Origin of the sequence: Nocardioides marinisabuli (assembly GCF_013466785.1) — a bacterium.
Taxonomy (GTDB): Bacteria; Actinomycetota; Actinomycetes; order Propionibacteriales; family Nocardioidaceae; genus Nocardioides; species Nocardioides marinisabuli.
In genome coordinates this window covers 3320076-3341292 of record NZ_CP059163.1, presented here as the reverse complement: position 1 = coordinate 3341292, position 21217 = coordinate 3320076, and the positions used below count along the sequence as shown (strand labels likewise).

Sequence of the window (21217 nt, the reverse complement as noted above, 5' to 3'; positions counted from 1 at the left end):
AACCCGACCCATGTCCACCATCTTGTACCGGCTCGGACAAACCGCGTTCGGCAGGCCGTGGCTCTTCATCGCGGGCTGGGTCGCGGTCCTCGCCGCGGTCGTCGGTGCCGTGGCAATCAACGGCGTGAGCGTCAGCTCCGAGATGAAGATCGAGGGCACCCAGGCCCAGACCGTGCTCGACCGCGTGGCCGATGAGCTCCCTGAGGCCTCGGGGGGTCAGGCCAGCGTGGTCTTCACTGCACCGGACGGTGAGCGCCTGGACACTCCAAAGCGACTCGCGGTCATCAGCGGCACCGTCAGCGACGTCTACGACCTCGAGAAGGTCGTCAACCCCCTCGACGCCGCGCTGGGTGGCGCTGAAGAGGACCCAGCGGACACTCCGCGAAAGAATGCACCGGTCGATCCCCAAGCCGGGTCGGACCAGCAGGCGCCTCCGTATCAGCCGCTCGTGGTGGACGGGGCCCCAGTGCCTGGCGTGCTGGTGTCCTCGGACGGACAGGTCGCCTTGTTCCAGTTCCAGTTCACGGTCGCCTCGACCTCGTTGACCGATGACGACGTCTCCTCGGTGGTCGAGGTGGTAGAGCGCGCCGAGCAGGGAACGGGGATCACCGTTCTCCCGAGCGACTCGCTCAAGGCACTCGAGATCCCCGTCGGCATCGGCGAGGTGATCGGTCTCGCCGTCGCTGCCCTCGTGCTGGTGCTCACCCTGGGTTCCCTGATCGCGGCCGGCCTGCCCCTGATCACAGCGCTCGTCGGGGTCGGAATCGGCGTGGGTGGCGCCTACGCGCTCTCGACGGTCTTCGAGATGAACTCCGCCACCCCCGTCCTGGGTCTCATGGTCGGCCTCGCGGTCGGCATCGATTACGCGCTCTTCGTCGTCAACCGGCAGCGACGGCTGATCCTCGACCGAGGGCTCACCGCCCGGGAGGCAGCCGGCAGAGCAGTCGGCACTGCGGGCAGCGCCGTGTTCTTCGCCGGCCTGACCGTCCTCATCGCGCTGACCGCCCTGACCGTCATCGGCATCGCGACGTTGTCGACTATGGCCCTGGTCGCTGCGTCCACGGTGGCCCTGGCAGTGCTCATCGCCCTCAGCCTGCTGCCCGCGCTGCTAGGCCTAGTCGGGGAGCGGATCTGCTCGGACAAGGCCCGAGGCCGGCGCCGCGCCAAGGAGGACGCGGAGTCGCACAGCGTCGCCGACCACTGGGTGAAGACTGTGATCAGGTTCAGGTGGCCCGTCATCGCCGGCGTGGTCGCGATCCTGGGCGTGATGGCGATCCCCGCAGCCAGCATGAACCTGGGCATCCCCTCCGGCGCGACCGCGAACCAGGACACCGCCGCTCGGCAGAGCTACGAGGCCGTCTCCCAAGGCTTCGGTGAGGGATTCAACGGCCCCCTCCTAGTCACCGCAGAGCCCACCGGCACCGCAGGACGTGTCACCCCCGAGCTGACCGCGAAACTGATCACTGGGTTCCAGGACCGAGACGACATCGTGCTGGCCACCCCCGTCGGCATCAACGAGGCCGGCGACCTCGCCGTGTTCAGCATCATCCCCACCTCAGGCCCCAGCGACGAGGCGACCAGCGACCTCGTGAAGTCACTTCGCGAGCGCGACAGCGCGATCGCCCAGGACAACCAGGTGCAGTTGGGCGTGACCGGCTTCACCGCCATCGGAATCGACATGTCCGACAAGATCGCCAGCGTGCTTCCGCTCTACCTCGGCATCATCATCGTGCTTTCCGTCCTGATTCTGATGGTCGTTTTCCGCTCGGTGGTCGTCCCGATCAAGGCCACAGCCGGCTTCCTGCTCAGCATCCTGGCCACCTTCGGTGCCACCACCGCAGTCTTCCAGTGGGGCTGGGTCAGCGAACTCTTCGGCTTCGACACCGGCGGTCCGCTCATGAGCTTCATGCCGATCATCGTGACCGGCATCCTCTACGGACTCGCCATGGACTACGAGGTCTTCCTGGTCTCCTCGATGCGCGAGGCACACATCCACGGCCAGGCAGCGCGACCAAGCGTCGTCCACGGCTTCGACCACGCCAGCCGGGTCGTCGTCGCAGCCGCCATCATCATGGTCGCGGTGTTCTCCGGCTTCATCTTCAGCCACGACATCATGATCAAGCAGGTCGGCTTCGCACTCGCCGCCGGCATCCTGATCGACGCATTCATCGTCCGGTTGACCCTCGTACCGGCGCTCATGGCCGTCTTCGACGACAGAGCATGGTGGCTTCCCCCCTGGCTCGACCGGCTACTGCCGGACCTCGACATCGAGGGCGACAAGCTCCTGACCATGCTCGACGAGCAGGCCGGAGTCACTGACCGATAGGACATCAAGATCCCAGGCTGATGGAGAACAGACCGCCAAAGGTGCGTCGTGCTTCGGCCGGGTTCGCGCTCCAGGATCCGCTGCGCGGAGAAGGCCGCGGAGCAAGAGGCTGCGATCTCTTCGCCACCCCGTGATGCGCGTCGACCTCATCTGCCGGAGGGAACAGACCCTTCACCCAGCGGACAACCTGGACTTTCCGGCCCGGTTAGTGGCTCTTCGCAGATGAGGGTGTAGCGGACGACGCGGCTGGGGTCGGCGCGTCGATGCCGGGATAGAGGTCGAGGTCTTTCGAAGATGGCGGTTCCTACGCCAGCCACCCGAAAGACCTCGACGTGCACGACGCTACCCGTGCGGGCGCCTTCGCCTGCGCTGATCTGACGACCTTCTGCCGCCTCGATGAGCTAGGGCTGGTGGTGACCGGACAACGCCTCGAACCGAAGCGGGCGGTCCTGGCCTGCAAGGTCGTCGAACCCGAAGGCTCCCTGGAACGGTGGTGCCGTCGCTGCGGAGCCGAAGGCCGTCCGCGCGACACCGTGACCCGCGAGCTGGCCCACGAGCCGTTCGGGTGGCGCCCCACCACGCTGCGCATCACCGTGCGCCGCTACCGCTGCACCGGATGCGGTCGCGTGTGGCGTCAAGACACCAGCCGTGCTGCCGAGCCCCGGGCGAAGCTCTCGCGCCGCGGGCTGCGGTGGGCACTAGAGGCGATCGTGGTCGGTCACCTGTCCATGAGCCGCGTCGCCGAGGCCCTCGCGGTCGCGTGGGGCACCGCCAACAACGCCGTCCTGGCCGAAGGCAGACGCGTGCTGATCGAAGGCGAGCACCGCTACGACGGTGTCACCGCGATCGGGGTCGATGAGCACGTGTGGCGCCACACCAGGCGCGGCGACAAGTACGTCACCGTGGTCATCGACCTGACCGCGGTGCGCGCCGGCACCGGTCCAGCACGGTTGTTGGACATGGTCGAGGGCCGGTCCAAGAAGGTGTTCAAGACCTGGCTCGCAGGTACGTCCCGTGGAGTGGTGGGGTTTTGAGGGTCAGCGGCGGGGCTGCGTGACGTAGGCGGCCACCGGCGGGATCTTCGGTGTGAAACGACCAAGAATCGCACTGAAGGAGACCACACCGATGGCCTTACCCCAGTCTGCCCTGTCCGAGCTGCTCGAGGCGTTCCGCGCCGGTGAGGGCGTCGACCTGGTCCGTGAGTCAGTCCGTGTCGCGTTGCAGGAGCTCATCGAGCTCGAGGCAGCCGAACGCATCGGTGCTGCGCCTTATGAGCGCACCGAGGAGCGTGTGACCGAGCGCAACGGTCACCGACCGCGGATGCTGACCACGAAGGCCGGCGACGTCGAACTGCGGATCCCCAAGCTGCGCAAGGGGTCGTTCTTCCCGATCATCCTCGAGCCCCGCCGTCGCATCGACCAGGCGCTGTACGCGGTGGTGATGGAGGCCTACGTCCAGGGGATCTCCACGCGCAGCGTCGATGACCTCGTCGAAGCGATGGGCGGCACCGGGGTCTCGAAGTCTGAGGTCTCGCGGATCTGCGCGGGGCTGGACGAGACCGTCGGCGCGTTCCGCACCCGTGCCCTGGACCACGTCGAGTTCCCCTACGTCTACCTGGACGCGACCTATCTCCACGTCCGCAACGCCCCCGGCAAGGGCGGACAGGTCGTCTCGATGGCCGTGGTCGTGGCCACGGGTGTCACCGCCACCGGTGAACGCGAGATCCTCGGCCTCGACGTCGGCGACAGCGAGGACGAGGTCTTCTGGCGCGCCTTCCTGCTGTCGCTCAAGCAGCGCGGCCTGACCGGCGTGAAACTCGTGATCAGCGACCAGCACGCAGGCCTGGTCAAGGCGTTGAAGCGGGCCTTCCAGGGTGTCGCGCACCAACGATGCCGGGTCCACTTCGCCCGCAATCTGCTCGCCCACGTGCCCAAGGGGCAGGCCGACTACGTGGCCGCGGCGTTCCGGATGATCTTCGCCCAACCGACCCCTGAGGATGTCGACGCGGCGTGGGACAAGACCCGTGACGAGCTCGCTACCCGGTTCCCCAAGCTCGGTCCGCTGATGGACGGCGCGAAGGCCGAGGTCCTCGCCTTCACCGGCCTCCCGCGCGAGCACTGGCGCAAGATCTGGTCGACCAACCCGCTCGAGCGGATCAACAAGGAGATCAAGCGCCGTAGCCGTGTCGTGGGGATCTTCCCCAATGCCGCCGCGGTCATCCGCTTGGTCGGCGCGGTGCTGATCGACATGCACGACGAGTGGATCGCCGGCGACCGCCACTATCTCTCCGAGGGCTCCATGGCCAAGCTCTACAAGACCAGCGATACTGAGCCCGTCGCCGCCATCGAGAGCAGCGACATGTAGGCACCGAGGATCACCTCAAAGCCCACCACCCCGCGGGGCACTGCCCGAGGCAGATCCAGCTCGAGCTCTCCGCCACGGCCAACCAGGTACAGGGGTGGGAAAAGGCCTACCGAGCGCACATAGGAGAGACCGAGCGCGCCGCCGAGAGCGAACACCAGACCTTCGCTGGGAGGGCCGTCCCATCCGAGTCCGGCCCACTCCAGCAGGTCTCGCAGAGCGCCGGACCCACAGTGCCCACCGATCCGATGCGGGTAGGGCGACACCTGTGCGGCGGCATGACTAGTAGTCATGAAGCCGTCTTTCGCATCCGAGCCTGCGTGTCGGACGGTGATCGGTAGCAGTCAACCTCTGCTCGCTGAACGATCACGGCCTCGGCTCTCTCTCAACGCCTCTCGGACCGCCGGTCTCCTCGGCGGTCTTGGTGATGGCGCTCTCCAGGGTCCGTGCGTACGCAGCAGCGAAGTGGGCGACGTCAACGAGCACGAACATGGCGGTCGAGGTGAGCACCCTCTGCCCCTCCGGGTCGGTGATGGTGGCTTCAACCTGAAGTCGACGCCCATCGCGACCGGTGAGGTGGGCTTCCAACCGATAGGTGACGTCCAAGAGGACAGGCTGCAGGTACTCGATCTCGAGGCGTCGAGTCACCGCCGGGCCGCCAACTAAGTACTGGAGGAATCCATAGAGGTCGTCGATGACCGTCGCCAACGCCCCACCATGAGCGATCCCCGGCGCGCCCTCGTGCCGGCGGTCGAAGGCGTGCGCAGCGACCACGCCGTCCCCCGCACGTCGCACCTCGAGATGGTGACCATGCGGATTGTCCTCACCGCAGCCCAGACAGTTGGCGTGGTGTGAGGCAAGGCGAGCCCCGTCGTCAGGAGGACGGAACTTCTCTGCAAACGTCGCGATCAGGTCGTCAAATCGACTCATCCCGCTACCCCGCCTGCCATGACAGTGTCGATCCAGCGTTCGAGGACATCACGCTGCCACTTAGAAGGGTGCGGGACGAGCATCCCGCTCACTCCTCGACCTAACAGGAGATCCAGCGTCAACTGGATCAGAACCGGATCCGTGGTGATCCAGACGCGACATACCTCCCGAAGCTCGGCGTGCACCCGCTCCTCCGCCGGAACCAGCTGGCGTCGAAGGTCCTCGTCGGTGCGTGCCGCGGCCCATAACTCCAACGTGGCTCCGTACAGCGGCCCGGACAACGCCTCAGCGAGGAGCTCCAGGGCCGCCAGCGCTGCCGCTCTGGTCGGTTGAGCCGAGGGGGCCAGACTGTCTCCGATCCATAGCTCGAGACTGTCTTGAACATGCGTGAGACGTTGCTGAGCCAAATGCTCGACCGCCGCCACGACCATCTGGTCTCGCGTGCCGAAGTGGTGGAGCTGAGCGCCTCGCGACAAGCCAGCTCGCTCGGCCACGGCAGGGCCAGTGGTCCCCGCGTACCCCAGCTCCGCCAAGCAAGCCACCGTGGTGTCCAGCAGCAGCCGGCGGGTTGCGACCGCCCGAACCTGTCGATCCTGCATGCCAGCGGTCATGTTGAACACTGTACATACATACATGCATGTATGCGCTCTAGGTGTTCTGCCCGGGGAGGTTGGGCACGCGGTCGATGGGTGACTTGCCTTTGAGGCTGGTGTGGCCGCGGTGGTGATTGTAGTGATGGAGCCACTCCGGGTAGGCGGACGCGCGGTCGGCTTCTGAGGTGTAGGCGCAGGCGTAGGCCCATTCCTCGAGCAGGGTGCGGTTGAAGCGTTCGACCTTGCCGTTGGTCTGGGGCCGGTAGGGGCGGGTGCGGCGGTGTTTGACGTCCTGGCCCAGGGTCGCGGCCCAGAGCCGTGATCGGTAGCAGGAGCCGTTGTCGGTCAAGACGGCGCTGACCGCGATGCCGTGCTCGGCGAAGTAGGCGCGGGCGCGTTGCCAGAACCCTGCGGCGGTCTCCTTGCGTTCGTCGGTGAGGATCTCGGAGTAGGCCAGCCGGGAGTGGTCGTCTACGGCGTGGTGGAGGTAGACGTAGCCGCGCGAGGGTGTGGCACCGGAGCGGGCGGCCCGGTCGCGTGTGGCGCCGGCGCTGCGGTCTTGGGCTGATCCGCGGCCGTGGACGCGCCAGCCGCCGCCGTCGGGGATCTTGCCGAGCTTCTTGATGTCGACGTGGACCAGATCGCCCGGTGCGGCGTGCTCGTAGCGTCGCTTGTCCCGCGAGGAGGTCTTGATCCGGGTGCCGGTGGCGGGGTCGGTCCACTTCAGCCGTGGGCAGCCGTAGCGGCGCAGGACCTGGTGGACGGTCGAGGGGTTCTGCCCGAGGTGGTAGGCGATCCGGGCCGGTCCCCAGCGCCGGGTGACTCGCAGGCTCACGATCCGACGCTCGGTTCGTCGGGGCAGCTGGTTTGGGCAGCGGTGCGGTCGTGAGGACCGGTCGACCATGCCGGCCCTGCCGGATTCGCGGTAACGCAGGGCCCAGCGGCGGGCGGTGGTGATGCTGACGGAGAACCGTTCGGCGGCACGGGCGTAGGTCCAGTCGTGGTCGACGACGAGCTGGGCCAGACGCAGTCGCCCGGCTGGGGTGAGGGTGGCGTTAGCGTGGGTCATGAAGACCTCCGTGGTGGATGTGGTTGCTGTGGTAGCTCCACACCTCACCCGGAGGTCTTCGTCATGGTCCAGCCGACCCGCCGTACCTAACGTCCGTGGTCAGAACATCTAGGTGGAGCAGTCCTCGCCTTCGCACTTCTAGCGCGCCAGACACCGTGCCGAAAGCCGTTGCTAGGTAACGGACCGCGGACAATGCCATCTGCTGGCGCTGGCAGCAGGCTCTGGCAGTGCCCCGCGCCCTCTCCCCCGGTGGCCTACTTGTCCCGGCCACGTTCGGCCCCGACGGGACCCCGTCTTTCTCGGGCCAGCCAACGGCCCGTCACTTGGCCGACGGCCTCGCCGTCTCCTTCGCGCCCGCCTTCCCCTTTGGCCCGTGCGGAGACGCGATGCACTGCACTCCCGGCGGCGCCGACCAGCAGTTCACCTGACAACGGCGCGGCGCACCGATCTACTGCTGCTGACCTCCGCCAAGCGGATCACGAAGGAGCGGGGCGCCGGCGCCATGCCCTCGACCGCGCCCGAGTTCGTGGCCGTGGTCCCGGAGAGCACGCCCCGCCTTGTCGTGACCAGAGTCCGTGGCGCCGTTGCAAGTCATGCCGAGTGTCCTCCGATCGATGGTGACGCACGTAGGGACGACGTAGGGACGCAAGGCCTAGCTGCTCGGCGTGTGTTGGAGACTAGTGGCGCGGATTTGAAGTTGTTGGACGGTTGGCCTTCTTGAGGATCTCGTCGGCGGTCTTGGTCCACACGAACGGGTGGGCGCGCTTGTTCCAGCCCTCGATGTAGGCGCGGAGCTTGGCGTTGAGGTCGGGCACGGACTTGAAGACCCCGCGTCGGACGGCTTGGCGCTCGACCAGCCCGAACCAGACCTCGACCAGGTTCATCCAGGAGGCGTGGGTTGGGGTGAAGTGGACCCTGAAGCGGGGATGGTCAGCCAACCAGTCGCGGACGTTCTTGTGCTTGTGAGCGGCGTAGTTGTCCATCACCAGGTGCAGCTCGACCGGCTCCCCGGTCTCCTCGTCGACAGCGTGGCGGTAGGTCCGCTCGAGCTGGCGCAGGAAAGCGAGGAACTCCTGATGGCGATGCTTGGGCTTGAGCGCCGCGGTGACCTGGCCGGTGGCGATCTCGAGAGCAGCGAACAGGGTGGTGGTGCCGTGGCGGTAGTAGTCGTGTGAGCGCCGCTCGATGCGGCCTTCCTGCATCGGCAGGATCGGCACGGTGCGGTCCAGTGCCTGGATCTGGGACTTCTCATCGACGCTGAGCACGATCGCGTTAGCGGGGACGTCCTCGTTGGTGCCCAGGTAGAGCCCGCAGATGTCGGTGACCTTCCCGACCAGCTCGGGGTCGGTGGAGAACCGGAACGACTCCGCCTTCCACGGCTTGACCCCGTAAGCCTTCCAGGCCCGCTGGATCGCCGTAGCCGAGACCTTCAACCGATCCGCCAACAGCCGGCTCGACCAGTGCGTCACCCCGAGCTTCTTCGGCGGCGGCATCAGAGTCTCGGCCACGATCTTGCGGTGATCCAGCTCCCGCGGCCGGCCCGAGCGCTCCTTGTCGCCGAGCCCGGCCAACCCTCGTTCCTCATATCGCCCGCGCCACTCGATGACCGTGGTGCGCGAGGCGCCCACACGGTCGGCGATCTCCTGATTGGCGACCCCATCTGCGGCCAGCAGGATCATCCGAGCCCGCTTCGCCAGTCCCGCTGAGACCGACCTCGACCGCAGCCACGCATCGAGTTCTTCACGATCGCCATCACGCAGGGCCAGGGCAGGAGCAGGGTGGTTCGCCACCCCGCCATGATTTCAGATCACAAACCGTTCAGGAACTTACGACGCGCACCACTAGCCCTCGGAAGTCGCTGTGGTCGTGTAGGAAATGGGGCCCTTGGTACTTGCGGTGGGGGTAGGCGACACGCGCCGCTGAGCTGACCCGGAGATGGGGGTCGAGCGGAGTCCAGCAGAGTGGTGTACGACGACCTGAGTGAGCGCGTGCCTCCAACGTAGGCGCGGCCACCGGGTGAATCCTTCGAGTGAACCTCTCACAGCACTCTCGAACGGAGCCATCACGATGACCGCTTCATCCAGTATCAACCAGGTCGACCCTGCCCTGATCAAGACGCTCGACCCGGGCGAGTTCCTCCACGAGCAACTCGCCCAGGCGTCCCCGGACCTGATGCGCGAGCTCCTCGCAACGTTCATCAACTCGCTGCTCGGTGCCGAGGCCGACGCGGTGTGCGGAGCCGCCTACGGCTCTCGTGCGCCCGAGCGGGTCAACTCTCGCAACGGCTACCGCCACCGCGACCTCGACACCCGCGTCGGCACCATCGATGTCGCGATCCCCAAGCTGCGCACGGGGACGTACTTCCCTGAGTGGCTCCTCGAGCGACGACGTCGCGCCGAGGCGGCCCTGACGAGCGTGGTGGCGACCTGCTACCTCCTGGGCGTCTCGACGCGGCGGATGGACAAGCTCGTGCAGTCGCTCGGCATCACCGGTCTGTCGAAGTCGCAGGTCTCGGTGATGGCCGCCGATCTCGACGCTCACGTCGAGGACTTCCGCACTCGACCCCTCGATCAGGGTCCGTACACATTCGTCGCTGCCGACGCCCTGACCATGAAAGTGCGTGAAGGCGGCCGGGTCAGGAACGTCTCGGTCATGGTCGCCACCGGCGTCAACGCCGATGGACACCGCGAGATCCTCGGGATCCAGGTCGCGACCGGTGAGACCCACGCCGGCTGGCTGGGGTTCTTCCGCGACCTCGTCGCCCGCGGCCTGTCCGGCGTCGCACTGGTCACCTCAGATGCCCACGCCGGGCTCGTTGAGGCCATCGACGCCACGTTGCCCGGGGCGGGCTGGCAGCGGTGCCGTACGCATTACGCCGCGAACCTGATGGCGGTGTGCCCGAAGTCGGCGTGGCCCGGGGTGAAGGCGATGCTGCACAGCGTCTACGACCAGCCCGACGCTGTCGCGGTCCACGCGCAGTTCGACAAGCTCCTCGACTCCGAGCTCGTCACCTCGCTGCCCGCAGTCCTCGAGCACCTCGACAGTGCCCGCGACGAGATCCTGGCCTTCACCGGCTTCCCGAAGGAGATCTGGCGACAGATCTGGTCGAACAACCCCAACGAGAGGCTCAACCGCGAGATCCGGCGGCGCACCGACGTCGTAGGCATCTTCCCCGACCGCAACGCCATCATCCGACTCGTCGGCGCCGTCCTGGCCGAGCAGCACGACGAATGGGCCGAAGGTCGCCGCTACCTCGGACTCGACGTCCTCGCCCGCTCCCGGATGAGCCTGATCACCAACCCTGCCGACGAATCACCGATCAACAAGGAGGTCGCCATCAGCGCCTAACGACACGCCCGACGAAGGATTCGTTTCGTACACCACGCCCAGGGACTTGACCATGGGTCGAGACCTTCCAAAGTTTGGTGCGACCAAGCAACCGAACCGGAAGGCCTCGACGATGTCGCAGCCTACGGCGTGCGATCGCGCGCGTTCGTGTCCAGATCCGTCCTACTGCCAGTGAAGTGCCCCCGCTAGCCCGGACACCTTGAGTGAGGCGACGATGGTCGCCCGAGAGGAGTCTCTGTGCCTGCACCGAAGAGTCCTGAGTTCCGTCGTCGAGCATTCGAGCTGGCGCGGCTGCGTGAGAAGCCGATCGCTCAGATCGCGAAGGATCTCGGCATTGCCGAGTCCGGTCTGCGTCGCTGGATGAAGCAGGCCGACATCGACGACGGCGTCCAAGACGGCCTGACCTCTGATGAGCGGGCCGAGCTGGTCCAGCTGCGCCGTGACAAGCGGGTGCTCGAGATGGAGATCGAGATCTTGAAGCGGGCCAGTGCCTACTTCGCTCGGGAGAACGTGCTCCCAAAATAGTGTTCCCGGTAGTCCAGGAGCTTGCCGCGGACGGTGTTCCGGTCGCGGTGACCTGCCGGGTGCTGAACGTCTCGACCTCGGGCTACTACGAATGGGCGCGGCGCCGAGCGAGCCGTCGTGACCTCGAGCAGGCCTACCTGATGGCCGCGATCCACGACGTGCACGCCGCCTCCTACGGCACCTACGGCCACCGCCGGGTACATGCCGAGCTGACCATGGGCCGGCGTCTGGAGGTCAGCCACGGCCGTGTCGAGCGACTGATGCGCTCCACCGGCCTGCAGGGCGTGCACCGACGCAGGCTGCGGGGCTGCACCCGCCGCGATCAGGCCGCGACACCATCGGAGGACCTGGTCGAGCGGAACTTCCGCCCCGATGCCCCAGACAGGCTCTACGTCGCCGACGTGACCCAGCACCGCACAGGTGAGGGGTGGTTGTACTTCGCGGTCGTCATCGACTGCTTCAGCCGCCGCGTCGTGGGCTGGTCGATCGCGGACCACATCCGCTCCGAGCTGGTGGTCGATGCGTTGCAGATGGCGATCTGGAACCGTCGCCCACCGGCCGGGGCGGTCCATCACAGCGACCACGGGTCGACCTACACCAGCTGGGCCTTCGGTCACCGGCTGCGCGAAGCAGGGTTGCTCGGATCGATGGGCACGATCGGCGACTGTTTCGACTGTGAGCAGAATCAGGGGCTGCCTGGTCGGGGCCTGACCCTTGCTTACGACTGGCCGTGGTGCCTTGGCGTTGATCTGTCGGCGCCGGCCAGGTGGCGATCAACGCACACACCGGCTGGCCGGGAGTGCGGTGACCGAATAGGGGCCTGATCGCCAAACCTGACCCATCACAGTCCTGTCCTACCCGCCCGACCAGCTGGCATCGACAACCCAGCCATCAGGAAGGGCAGCCATGACCAGCATGACCGTCGAACCCGCCGAGCAGGTAGCCAGCCGGCAGGTCATCATCGGCGTCGACACCCACAAGTACGCCCACGTCGCCGTCGCTTTGGACCACCTCGGCTCCCGACTGGGCGCTCAGCACGTCGCGGCCAACCGCGAGGGCTACGCGCAACTCGAGGCCTGGGCCGCCTCACTGGCCGGCAACGGTCGAGTTCTGGCCTACGGCGTCGAGGGCACCGGCAGCTACGGCGTGGGTCTAGCCAGCTTCCTGCGCCGCACCGGCCACCGCGTCATCGAAGTCAACCGCGGCGATCGCCGCAGCCGGCGCAGCAACGGCAAAAGCGACACCCTCGACGCCGAGGCCGCCGCACGGGCAGTGCTCGGCGGGCAGGCCACGGCGATCCCGAAGTCGGCTGACGGCACTGCGGAGATGATCCGGCAGATCAAGATCGCCCGCGACACCGCACGCAAAGCACGCACCAGCGCGATCATCACGCTCAAGGCGCTCATCGTGACCGTTCCCGCGGAACTGCGCGAGCACCTGGCCGGTACCTCCGACAAGGTGCTCATCGACCGCTGCGCCTCGCTACGTCCGGGTGCGGTCACCTCCCCGACCGCGAGCGCCAAGCACGCGCTGCGGACGCTGGCGAAGCGTCACCAGGCACTGGACGCTGAGATCCGTGGTCACGACGCGATCCTCGACGACCTCACCCGTGCCCACGCACCCACGCTGCGTGAAGGGCTGGGCATCGGCGCTGACACCGCAGCCGAGGTGCTCATTGTCTTCGGCGACAACCCCGAACGCGTCCGCTCAGAGGCCGCGTTCGCCAAGCTCTGCGGCACCAGCCCCGTCCCAGCCTCATCGGGGATGACGAACCGCCACCGGCTTTCACGAGCTGGCCACCGAGAGGCGAACGCGGCGCTCTACCGAGCCGTCATCGTCAGGATGAGGTTCCACCAGCCGACCATCGACTATGTCGCCCGACCCACAGCCGAGGGCCTGTCCAAACGCGACATCATCCGCTGCCTCAAGCGCTACCTCGCCCGCGAGGTCTACCAAGCCGTCCTGACCGACCACCGCGCCCGCCAGAGCGTCACGACGCAGGCACCCCACCGAAGTCTTGACCTATAGGGGCGTCAACTCCGTGGCCGAGAGCTTCTTCGCGACCCTGCAGACCGAGCTGCTCGACCGCCCGACCTGGCCGACCCGTGAAGTCCTGGCGAACGCGATCTTCAGCTTCGTCACGGCTTCTACAACCCGCGCCGGCGTCACTCGACGCTCGGCTACCTCAGCCCCGCCGACTACGAGACCCAGCACGCATTGAGGACGCCTGCTGGACCCCCAAGCGAGACCGCTGCATGATCAGATCCACCCAACCCCAGTAGTCCGGGGAACCGGGGGCACTTCACAGCGCTGCGATCTCCTCGTGGGCCTGGAGGGGTTCCACGTCATCGAGGTCACCGAGCAGCTGCGTCATCTACGCGTGGTGGTCGAGTCCGACCCCGCACCGGCGGGCTGCCACGCGTGCGGTGTGATCGCCGCGAGCCATGGCCGGCGCGAGGTCCGCCTGGTCGACGTGCCCTCCTTCGGCCGCCCGGTGCGACTTGTGTGGCGCAAGCGGACCTGGCGCTGCGTTGAGCCGAAGTGCAGGGCCGGCGGGTGGAGCGAGCAGCACGACGGGTTGGCCCGGCCGCGGGCGCTGCTCACGGTGCGGGCGTGCTGGTGGCCGATCGCTCAGATCCGTCGCGAGCACGCCTCGGTGGCTGGTCTCGCCCGCCAGTTGGGCACCTCGTGGCGCACGGTGTGGCGCTCGATCAAGCCCCTGCTCGAACAGATGGCCGCCGACCCGACCAGGTTCGACAACGTCGAGGTCTTGGGCGTCGATGAGCACATCTGGCACCACGTCTCGACCAAGCCCGTCGACCAGGGTGGACGTGGGCCGAAGGAGCTGACCGGGATGGTCGACCTGAGCCGTGACCAGCACGGACGCGTCCGCGCCCGGCTCCTCGCCTCGTCCCGGGACGATCCGGGAAGGCTTACGCCGACTGGCTCGCTGAGCGCGGTCAGGGGTTCCGCGCCGGTGTGAAGATCGCGGCCCTGGACCCGTTCCAGGGCTACAAGAGCGCGATCGATGACCAGCTCGAGGACGCCGTCGCAGTCCTCGACGCCTTCCATGTCGTCAAGCTCGGCACCGCCGCGGTCGATGAGTGCCGCCGCCGGGTCCAGCAGGAGACCCTCGGCCACCGTGGCCGCAAGGGCGACCCGCTCTACGGCATCCAGAAGCTCCTACGCGCCGGTGCGGAGAAGCTCACCGACAAGCAATGGACCAGGTTCGAGAACGCGATCGCCGCCCGCCTCGAGGAACACCTGGTCGTCTACGTTGCGTCGTGCGCCTAGCAGCTCCGCTCGGCCTACCGCCACCCCAACACCGCCGAGGGCCGCAAGATCGCCGAGAAGGTCCTCGCCACGTTCGCGTCCTGCCCGATCCCCGAGATCGCCCGCCTGGGCCGCACGTTGAAGCGCTGGCGGCAGGCGTTCCTGGCCTACTTCGACACCGCCCGCTCGAACAACGGCGGCACCGAAGCCATGAACGGCCTCATCGAGCTCCACCGCGTCGCCCGCGGGTTCCGCAACCGCGAGAGCTACCGCCTTCGGATGCTGCTGATCGGGGGCGGACTCGCCAGCCCCCACCTCAGGTAATAAGAGCCTGATAACCGGGCTCATCCGCGCATCGACCGCCATCCCGGTAGCGCGCTTCCCGAGGCTTGTCGTGGTGCGCCTGGGCGCTGCCATGGCTCTCAATCACGACAGATCCGAGGGGCACCCCAGAACCTCTACCAGACCCAGGCGATTCACTTGCAGAGCTGATCCCCGAGGGACTGCTGGCGGGCCACCGCACCACCGGAGAACAGCCTCAGCCGCGCACTCGGCGAAACCGCGGCAGCAGCGAGTCCCCGGGCCACCCCTGGGCGCGACCGTGCCATTGACCAACTACTGGTCCTCGGGGTCGCCGGCGATCCCGCAACCTGAGCAACCGTCACGTCGCGATTCCCTGCTTCGGCGTGATGGGAAGCCCGAGGCACCTGAGTCCCACCTCAGTGATCTTCCGGGCGGTGTCCGCCCGGGACCTGGTCGGTAGGGCGAGGTGGCTCACGGTGAGCCGCACCAGGGCTTCGGCGGCGTCGGACACCTCATCCGCCCGCAAACCGGCCACGTGGGAGGTGAGCCATCGGGCCAGGGAGCCGGAAGCGAGCTCCAACAGCTGCGCCGACGTGGTGAGGAGGGGGAGGATGCCCGTGGCGGGTGGTGGGGAATCGCGGTTGGAGATCAGGACCGCTCTAAGCAAGGGACTGTTCTCGGCCTCCTCCAGCACGAAGCCCACCGACGCCGCGAGGCCGCTTGAAGCGTCGGAGCCGTGCTGCGCGAGCACGCTCTCGATGCCCTCGATGAATCGCGCCGCCTCCCTCAGGACGACGGCTTCTCCCAAACCGGGCTTGTCGCCGAACTCCTTGTACAGCAGTGCCCGCGAGACGCCGACCGCCTCGGCGATCTCGCCCATGCGCACCCGCTCCCAGCCCCGCTCAGCGATCAGGTCATGGGCAGTCTCCAGCACCGCTGCACGGACGTGCTCGCGGTAGCGCTCTCGCATGGAGGGGGACGACATGGTGGACAGAGTATCGACATTGTCCGACTGCGGACACGCGTCAGCCGAACCGCGGTGATGACATTCTCAGCGCGGTGACTTAGGTTTGAACAAAAGTCACTAGTTGTCTCCAGAAGGAAGCCTCATGGTCAACTCGAGCAACACCGAAGTGGTCGAGTACCCGCACCGACGCGGCGGGCACTGCGGCTCGGGGGCCATGCGGGACCTCCTGGAATGGGCCGGACTGGGGTGGGACGGCCCCCCAGCCGAGGGCCTCGTCTTTGCCCTGAGCGGCGCCTTGGATCTCGCGTACGTCAGGGACGCGGCACTCATGCCACCGGTGTACCTCGTCGGGCGGGGAGGCGACTTGGAGACGGACCTCCCGACGCGACTGGGCGCCGAGGTCTCCGTGCATGCGACGGATGACCCACAGGAGGGCTGGGCGTGGGTGCGCGACGCCGTGCGCGAGGGCCGTCCCGCCTTGGTGTGGGCCGACATCGCGGAGCTTCCCTACCTCCGCGTACGCCTGCAGATGAGTCGCCACGACATCGTCGTCATCGGTTACGACGACGAGCAGCAGGTCGCGCACGTCGTCGACAACGACCGGGACGAGGTGCAGCTCGTGCCCTACTCGGCACTGGCCCGAGCCCGCTCCTCCCAGGGGTTCCCGGTCCCGACGCGTCACACCTACTTCGACATCGCCTGGCCCGACCGGCTGCCCGACCTGGCCGAGATCGCGCAGACGGCGTTCGCCCAGGCGGCGGAGGCGATGACCACCTCCACCGGCAGCTCTATCGTCACCGGGAGGGATTCGGCGGTCGGGGCCACCGGGCTGGCCGCCGTCGACCTCTTCGCCGAGGACCTCGCAAAATGGCCGGAGGTCTTCCCCGACGACATCCTGGACCTGGTCCTCCAAGGACTCAGCGCCTTCGTCGAGAAGGCCGGCACCGGCGGCGGGCTGTTTCGCCGACTGCTGTCCAGCGGCGCCGGCGACATCGCGCGCCTGACCGGGGACGCGCGGGCGAACGAGGTTGCCGCCGCCGCGCACCTGTGCGCGGAGACATGGTCCCTGGTCGCATCGCTGGCCCGCCAGGACGGCCCAGCACGAGGACGGGTGGAGCAGGCAGCTCGCTCGGCCGCCGCACTCCCCTCCCTCGAGCGGGACCTCGTCACCGCCCTTGAGATCGCGGGGGCGCGCCAGAACCTCGGGACCCCCACCTGATGAGGGGCGAGCTCGATCCTCGGCAGGCCCTGGCCCCGAGCCGGTTCGTCGACAGCGACCACCCTGACGTCCGGGACTTCACCGAGTCCGTCGTGGGTGGCATCCGGGACCCGCGAGAACGGACGGGACTGCTGTTCACTGCGGTCCGGGACCGGCTCCGCTACGACCCCTACAGCGTCACCGCCGAACCCCCTGACTACCAGGCCAGCGCGATCCTCGACGGTGGCCCCACGTGGTGTGTGCCCAAGGCGGTACTGCTCACCGCGAGTCTGCGCGCTGCGGGGATCCCCTCAGTGCTCGGATTCTCCGACGTTCGCAACCACCTCAACAGCGCCGCGCTGCTGGAGTTGATGGGCACGGATCTGTTCGTGTTCCACGGGTGGAGCGCGGTGTACGTCGACGGCCAGTGGCGCAAGGGGTCGCCGGCCTTCAACTCCGAGCTGTGCCGTCGCTTCGGAGTACCCCCGTTGGAGTTCGACGGATCGCAGGACGCGTTGCTCCATGCAGCCGACGGCGCCGGCCGACGTCACATGGAGTACGTCCGCGAACGGGGCATGTTCGTGGACCTGCCGTTCGACGACCTCATGGCAACGCTGCTGGAGACCTACGGTCCCGCCATGGTGCGTGGCTCCGACACCCCGCGCCCCCAGGATCCCCGCTTCCGGGCGTGAAGGCCCAACTCACTGCGGCAGCGTGTCGGCTCCGCTCAGCTCGCACACCATCGCGGAGAGGGTGTCCTCGAGCCGTCGACGACCCACCTCGATGGCACGGGCAGGCTCCAGGTCCCGCAGGTCGTCCAGCGGGATCGGCGGTCCGACGAGCACGCTCACCCGCCGCCGCCACCCCCAGCGCACCTGCCCACTGTAGGCGGGCAGGATCTCCTGCGCCCCCCACTGAGCCACCGGCACGAGCGGTACCGATGCCTCCAGAGCGATCCGCACCGCCCCCGACTTCATCGTCATCGGCAGACCGTCCTCCCGCTTGGTGATGGAACCCTCGGGGTACACCAGGAGGAGTCGCCCGTCGCGTGCCGCGCTCACAGCGTTGTCGTACCCCGCGCGTCCCGCGACGCGGTCGACCTCGACGTGGCCGGCAGCACGGAACCACTTGCCCACGACCGGCCCGCTGAAGAGGCTGGCCTTGGCCAGGAACCGCGGCACGCGCCCCTCGGCCAGCACCATCTCCGCGACCAGCAACGGGTCGAGGTGCGAGATGTGGTTGGCGGCCAGCACCGCTCCGCCCACCCGGGGGATGCCCGCGACCCCGCGCCAGTCCGGGCGACGCAGCACCACCAGGATTGGCTTGCAGACCGCCACCGCCAGCCACCAGGCGAGGCCACGTCGGTCATGAGGGATCGGGCGGCGCTGGACGGCCAAGGTCGTTCGCATCTCAGCCATTGTAGACATTGATGGCCGTTACGTCGCTCGTGCGGACAAACATGCAAGAATGTTTCGATGCCACTGTGGTCCTGGAGCCCGAGGAGCCCCCGATGAGTGATGCGCTGGTAGGCGACTACGACACCGAGCCCCCTACCCCGGACCGAGAGATGCGTCTCGACGGCGGCACTGCGTCGACGCTGGATGCATGGATCCGGTCCATGTCGCGGCCCGCGCCGACGGCGGTGGGCCGCCTGCCCTCGCACTCCCCCACCTGCGCGGGATGCGGCAAGGACAATCCCGCCGGACTCGCCCTAGAGGTCGACGCCACCGAGCACGGCGTGAGCGCGGTGCACCGCTTCGACGATCGCCAGGAGGGAGCACCGGGGATCACTCACGGCGGCCTGGTCGCCGCCGCCTTCGACGACCTGTTCGGGTTTCTCCTCTACCGCGTCGGCGAACTCGCCGTGACCAGGTCGTTGACCGTGGAGTACCTCCGTCCGGTGCTGCTGGGGCTGGACTACGGGTTCACAGCCTATGTCCGAGACCGGACGGGACGGCGGCTCCACGTGGATGCTGCGGCCACCGACGAAGACGGCCGGCAGGTGGCGACGGCGCACGCGACGTTCGTCACCGTGGACGTCGAGCACTTCGAGCAGGGCAGTTCCGCAAAGCGCTAGGAGCTCACTCGCCGATGAAAGGCTCCAACTCGACTGTCGGGTCGAGGTGGATGCCGTGGGAGGCCAGGGCGTCCTGGAGCACCAGGGTGACGTGGCGCGAGAGACGACGCACCATCACGTCCAGGGTCTCGTCGCGCTGGTCGAGCCACCAGATGACCGTGGCGTCGACCATGCCCATCACGCCAACCAAGATGCCCTCAGGGAACAACTCGTCCCCCGATTTGGTGTACCCTCGTGCCGCTACGGCGATCTCGTCCAGCAGACGCGAACGACCCATCCGAGCGCGATGCAGGGTCCGGCTCTGCCCCCGAGCCGCCAGGAAGCGGTAGAGATGAGGGTGGGCGTCGGCCCAGGTCGCGCAGGCGCGCACCAGCCCCTCGACGACCTGTCCGGGCGTTCCCCGCCGAGCCAGGTGCGGGCGGACCCGCTGGATGAGGTCCTGCGCGGCGAGGCGGGCCACCTCGTTATCGAGGTCCTCGCGGCTGGCGAAGTAGCGGTAGACGTGCGGCCTCGGGATCCCAGCCCGCTCGGCGATCAGTGCCGTGCCCGCGTCCGCGCCCGTCTCGTCGACGACCTGCAGAGCAGCGTTGGCCACGTGACGCCGCCGGCGGTCGCGGACCTCATCATCGCGGGAAGACCGGCGCCGCACCGTCGAATCCACCCATCGCCCTACCTCGACCACAGACCGCAGCCTACGCCCGGGGGCGCCGAGGGGCCGGACCTGACCAGGTCGGGCTGCGTCAATGGGACACCTTGTACCCAGCACCATCGCCATGGTCGAATGGGTACATCCTGTACCCGATTCGCTGGAGGCTCCCCGTGATCACTCGCCGCTCCCCCTGGATGGACGACGACCTCGACGACGTCCGTGACCTTGCACGCACGTTCTGCGAGAAGGAGATCAAGCCACACATCGAGACCTTCATCGCCGACAAGCACGTCGACAGGCAACTGTGGAACAGCGCTGGTGACGTCGGTCTGCTCTGCCTGTCGATCCCCGAGGAGTACGGCGGCGGCGGTGGCACCTTCGCCCACGAGGCCATCTTGATCGAGGAGCAGGCACGGGTCGGCGACAGCTCTTGGGGAGCGTCCCTGCACAACGGGATCGTCGCCCACTACCTGCTCGCATACGGCACCGAGGAGCAGAAACAGCACTGGCTGCCCAAGATGGCGTCCGGCGAGGTCGTCGGAGCGATCGCGATGACCGAGCCCGGGACCGGCTCGGACCTGCAGAACATCAAGACCAAGGCGGTGCGCGAGGGTGACGACTACCTTGTCAGCGGCTCAAAGACCTTCATCACCAACGGCTCGCAGGCCGACCTGGTGCTCACCGTGGTCAAGACCGATCCCGACGACCGCGCCGCCGGTATCTCGCTGATGCTCGTCCCCACCAGCGCGGAGGGTTTCTCCCGCGGTCGGGTGCTGGACAAGATCGGGATGAAGGGACAGGACACCTCGGAGCTCTTCTTCGACAACGTTCGTGTCCCGGTCACCAACCTGCTTGGCCTCACCGAGGGCCAGGGCTTCCTACAGCTCATGCAGCAGCTCCCCCAGGAGCGGCTGCTCGTAGGGGTCTCGAACGTCGCCGCCATGGAGTTCTGCCTGGCCGAGACGATGACCTACGTGCATGACCGGAGCGCCTTCGGTCGGCCGATCTGGGGGTTCCAGAACACCAAGTTCAAGATGGCGGAAGTTGCCACCGAGGCTCGCGTCGCACGGTCCTTCGTCGACGAGTGCATCCAGCTCCACCTCGCCGGGGGTCTGGACATCCCCACCGCTGCCATGGTGAAGCTGTGGTGCTCGGAGCGGGCGCAGCGCGTCGCCGACACCTGCCTCCAGCTGCACGGCGGCTACGGGTACATGAACGAGTACCCGATCGCCCGCATCTGGGCCGACATGCGCGTCTCGCAGATCTACGCCGGCACCTCCGAGATCATGAAGGAGATCATCAGCCGGTCCCTGTGAGGACTGGCCCCGCTCCGGCGGCACCGCCGGAGCGGGAGCCGGCGGGCCGGGTGTTGTGCGCCGAGCCCCGCCGGGGGCCTCAGCGTTGGACGAGAGCACAAGACGCCGACTCCGCCGGCGTGACAGCCTCGACAGTCATCGTCTGAAAGGAGTGACATGAACCAGCGAGTCGACTTCTTCTACCGGGTGTGCCATCCGCGTCGCCGCTCCCCGCGTCGGGGGTGACCCACATGGGTCTTGCAGCCGTCGGCGCTTGCTGCCCGATCCCTTCGGCTTCACTCT

General features: G+C 67.7%; 19 protein-coding genes and 2 pseudogenes. 13 read left to right on the top strand and 8 right to left on the bottom strand.

What is annotated here, in order from left to right; all coding sequences use genetic code 11:
• Nucleotides 1-10: 10 nt before the first annotated feature.
• From H0S66_RS16030 to H0S66_RS16020, 3 genes and pseudogenes are all read left to right on the top strand, one after another.
• Nucleotides 11-2326 (top strand): MMPL family transporter, encoded by a 2316-nt coding sequence (locus H0S66_RS16030; RefSeq protein WP_179616263.1) that lies wholly within the window; start codon nt 11-13, stop codon nt 2324-2326.
• Nucleotides 2327-2658: 332 nt separating this feature from the next.
• A pseudogene (locus H0S66_RS16025) lies at nt 2659-3330 on the top strand (transposase); the annotation flags it as partial.
• 121 nt (nt 3331-3451) lie between these two features.
• Nucleotides 3452-4690, top strand: coding sequence for an IS256 family transposase (locus tag H0S66_RS16020; protein WP_179616262.1), 1239 nt, complete (start codon nt 3452-3454; stop codon nt 4688-4690).
• Here the strand turns inward: H0S66_RS16020 and H0S66_RS16015 are convergent.
• The 5 genes from H0S66_RS16015 to H0S66_RS15995 all read right to left on the bottom strand — a co-directional run bounded on the left by H0S66_RS16015 (nt 4636) and on the right by H0S66_RS15995 (nt 9069).
• A complete protein-coding gene (locus tag H0S66_RS16015; protein WP_218876352.1) occupies nt 4636-4980 on the bottom strand; it encodes a BtrH N-terminal domain-containing protein in 345 nt (114 codons plus the stop codon). The genes H0S66_RS16020 and H0S66_RS16015 overlap by 55 nt on opposite strands.
• Before the next feature lie 73 nt (nt 4981-5053).
• Nucleotides 5054-5617, bottom strand: a complete 564-nt coding sequence (locus tag H0S66_RS16010; RefSeq protein WP_179616261.1) for a PaaI family thioesterase — start codon at nt 5615-5617, stop codon at nt 5054-5056.
• Nucleotides 5614-6228 (bottom strand): TetR/AcrR family transcriptional regulator, encoded by a 615-nt coding sequence (locus H0S66_RS16005; RefSeq protein ID WP_179616260.1) that lies wholly within the window; start codon nt 6226-6228, stop codon nt 5614-5616. Before H0S66_RS16005 ends, H0S66_RS16010 begins: the two co-directional genes overlap by 4 nt.
• Before the next feature lie 37 nt (nt 6229-6265).
• Nucleotides 6266-7279, bottom strand: coding sequence for an IS481 family transposase (locus H0S66_RS16000; RefSeq protein WP_179532377.1), 1014 nt, complete (start codon nt 7277-7279; stop codon nt 6266-6268).
• A gap of 677 nt (nt 7280-7956) precedes the next feature.
• A complete protein-coding gene (locus tag H0S66_RS15995; RefSeq protein WP_420846875.1) occupies nt 7957-9069 on the bottom strand; it encodes an IS630 family transposase in 1113 nt (370 codons plus the stop codon).
• A gap of 277 nt (nt 9070-9346) precedes the next feature.
• Here H0S66_RS15995 and H0S66_RS15990 point away from each other — a divergent pair, with 277 nt between their 5' ends.
• The 6 genes and pseudogenes from H0S66_RS15990 to H0S66_RS20670 all read left to right on the top strand — a co-directional run.
• Nucleotides 9347-10627, top strand: coding sequence for an IS256 family transposase (locus H0S66_RS15990; RefSeq protein WP_246305167.1), 1281 nt, complete (start codon nt 9347-9349; stop codon nt 10625-10627).
• 237 nt (nt 10628-10864) lie between these two features.
• Nucleotides 10865-11152 (top strand): sigma factor-like helix-turn-helix DNA-binding protein, encoded by a 288-nt coding sequence (locus H0S66_RS15985; RefSeq protein ID WP_179616259.1) that lies wholly within the window; start codon nt 10865-10867, stop codon nt 11150-11152.
• Entirely contained in the window at nt 11152-11976 is an 825-nt protein-coding gene (locus tag H0S66_RS15980) for an IS3 family transposase (RefSeq protein WP_179616258.1), read from the top strand. Before H0S66_RS15985 ends, H0S66_RS15980 begins: the two co-directional genes overlap by 1 nt.
• 82 nt (nt 11977-12058) lie before the next feature.
• The gene (locus H0S66_RS15975) at nt 12059-13180 is read left to right on the top strand and encodes an IS110 family RNA-guided transposase (protein WP_179616257.1); all 1122 of its coding nucleotides are present in this window, start codon (nt 12059-12061) and stop codon (nt 13178-13180) included.
• Nucleotides 13181-13532: 352 nt separating this feature from the next.
• Nucleotides 13533-14135, top strand: coding sequence for a hypothetical protein (locus H0S66_RS20155; protein WP_219633582.1), 603 nt, complete (start codon nt 13533-13535; stop codon nt 14133-14135).
• Nucleotides 14120-14749, top strand: a pseudogene (locus H0S66_RS20670) (ISL3 family transposase); the annotation flags it as partial. The gene H0S66_RS20155 and the pseudogene H0S66_RS20670, both read left to right, overlap by 16 nt.
• Nucleotides 14750-15086: 337 nt before the next feature.
• Here the strand turns inward: H0S66_RS20670 and H0S66_RS15965 are convergent.
• Nucleotides 15087-15713, bottom strand: a complete 627-nt coding sequence (locus H0S66_RS15965; protein WP_246305165.1) for a TetR/AcrR family transcriptional regulator — start codon at nt 15711-15713, stop codon at nt 15087-15089.
• 124 nt (nt 15714-15837) lie between these two features.
• Here H0S66_RS15965 and H0S66_RS15960 point away from each other — a divergent pair, with 124 nt between their 5' ends.
• Both H0S66_RS15960 and H0S66_RS15955 read left to right on the top strand, forming a co-directional pair.
• The gene (locus tag H0S66_RS15960; RefSeq protein ID WP_179616256.1) at nt 15838-16914 is read left to right on the top strand and encodes a BtrH N-terminal domain-containing protein; all 1077 of its coding nucleotides are present in this window, start codon (nt 15838-15840) and stop codon (nt 16912-16914) included.
• The gene (locus H0S66_RS15955) at nt 16914-17585 is read left to right on the top strand and encodes a transglutaminase-like domain-containing protein (protein ID WP_179616255.1); all 672 of its coding nucleotides are present in this window, start codon (nt 16914-16916) and stop codon (nt 17583-17585) included. Before H0S66_RS15960 ends, H0S66_RS15955 begins: the two co-directional genes overlap by 1 nt.
• A 9-nt stretch (nt 17586-17594) precedes the next feature.
• Here H0S66_RS15955 and H0S66_RS15950 read toward each other — a convergent pair whose 3' ends face one another.
• Nucleotides 17595-18302, bottom strand: coding sequence for a lysophospholipid acyltransferase family protein (locus H0S66_RS15950; protein ID WP_218876351.1), 708 nt, complete (start codon nt 18300-18302; stop codon nt 17595-17597).
• A gap of 101 nt (nt 18303-18403) precedes the next feature.
• On the opposite strand from H0S66_RS15950, the gene H0S66_RS15945 reads away from it, so the two are divergent.
• Nucleotides 18404-18970: a PaaI family thioesterase gene (locus H0S66_RS15945; protein WP_179616254.1), complete on the top strand. Its 567-nt coding sequence runs from the start codon at nt 18404-18406 to the stop codon at nt 18968-18970.
• A gap of 4 nt (nt 18971-18974) precedes the next feature.
• On the opposite strand, the gene H0S66_RS15940 is transcribed toward H0S66_RS15945, so the two are convergent.
• Complete coding sequence (locus H0S66_RS15940; RefSeq protein WP_258016951.1) at nt 18975-19631, bottom strand: TetR/AcrR family transcriptional regulator; 657 nt, start codon at nt 19629-19631, stop codon at nt 18975-18977.
• A gap of 182 nt (nt 19632-19813) precedes the next feature.
• Here H0S66_RS15940 and H0S66_RS15935 point away from each other — a divergent pair, with 182 nt between their 5' ends.
• Entirely contained in the window at nt 19814-20935 is a 1122-nt protein-coding gene (locus tag H0S66_RS15935) for an acyl-CoA dehydrogenase family protein (RefSeq protein ID WP_180923660.1), read from the top strand.
• The last annotated feature ends 282 nt before the right edge of the window (nt 20936-21217 follow it).

Excerpts from the sequence above, each read along its gene's own strand:
- H0S66_RS16030 (WP_179616263.1), top strand. The coding sequence starts at position 11 with ATGTCCACCATCTTGTACCGGCTCGGACAAACCGCGTTCGGCAGGCCG.
- H0S66_RS16020 (WP_179616262.1), top strand. The coding sequence starts at position 3,452 with ATGGCCTTACCCCAGTCTGCCCTGTCCGAGCTGCTCGAGGCGTTCCGC.
- H0S66_RS16015 (WP_218876352.1), bottom strand. The coding sequence starts at position 4,980 with ATGACTACTAGTCATGCCGCCGCACAGGTGTCGCCCTACCCGCATCGG.
- H0S66_RS16010 (WP_179616261.1), bottom strand. The coding sequence starts at position 5,617 with ATGAGTCGATTTGACGACCTGATCGCGACGTTTGCAGAGAAGTTCCGT.
- H0S66_RS16005 (WP_179616260.1), bottom strand. The coding sequence starts at position 6,228 with ATGACCGCTGGCATGCAGGATCGACAGGTTCGGGCGGTCGCAACCCGC.
- H0S66_RS16000 (WP_179532377.1), bottom strand. The coding sequence starts at position 7,279 with ATGACCCACGCTAACGCCACCCTCACCCCAGCCGGGCGACTGCGTCTG.
- H0S66_RS15990 (WP_246305167.1), top strand. The coding sequence starts at position 9,347 with ATGACCGCTTCATCCAGTATCAACCAGGTCGACCCTGCCCTGATCAAG.
- H0S66_RS15975 (WP_179616257.1), top strand. The coding sequence starts at position 12,059 with ATGACCAGCATGACCGTCGAACCCGCCGAGCAGGTAGCCAGCCGGCAG.
- H0S66_RS15965 (WP_246305165.1), bottom strand. The coding sequence starts at position 15,713 with ATGTCGTCCCCCTCCATGCGAGAGCGCTACCGCGAGCACGTCCGTGCA.
- H0S66_RS15960 (WP_179616256.1), top strand. The coding sequence starts at position 15,838 with ATGGTCAACTCGAGCAACACCGAAGTGGTCGAGTACCCGCACCGACGC.
- H0S66_RS15955 (WP_179616255.1), top strand. The coding sequence starts at position 16,914 with ATGAGGGGCGAGCTCGATCCTCGGCAGGCCCTGGCCCCGAGCCGGTTC.
- H0S66_RS15950 (WP_218876351.1), bottom strand. The coding sequence starts at position 18,302 with ATGCGAACGACCTTGGCCGTCCAGCGCCGCCCGATCCCTCATGACCGA.
- H0S66_RS15945 (WP_179616254.1), top strand. The coding sequence starts at position 18,404 with ATGAGTGATGCGCTGGTAGGCGACTACGACACCGAGCCCCCTACCCCG.
- H0S66_RS15935 (WP_180923660.1), top strand. The coding sequence starts at position 19,814 with ATGGACGACGACCTCGACGACGTCCGTGACCTTGCACGCACGTTCTGC.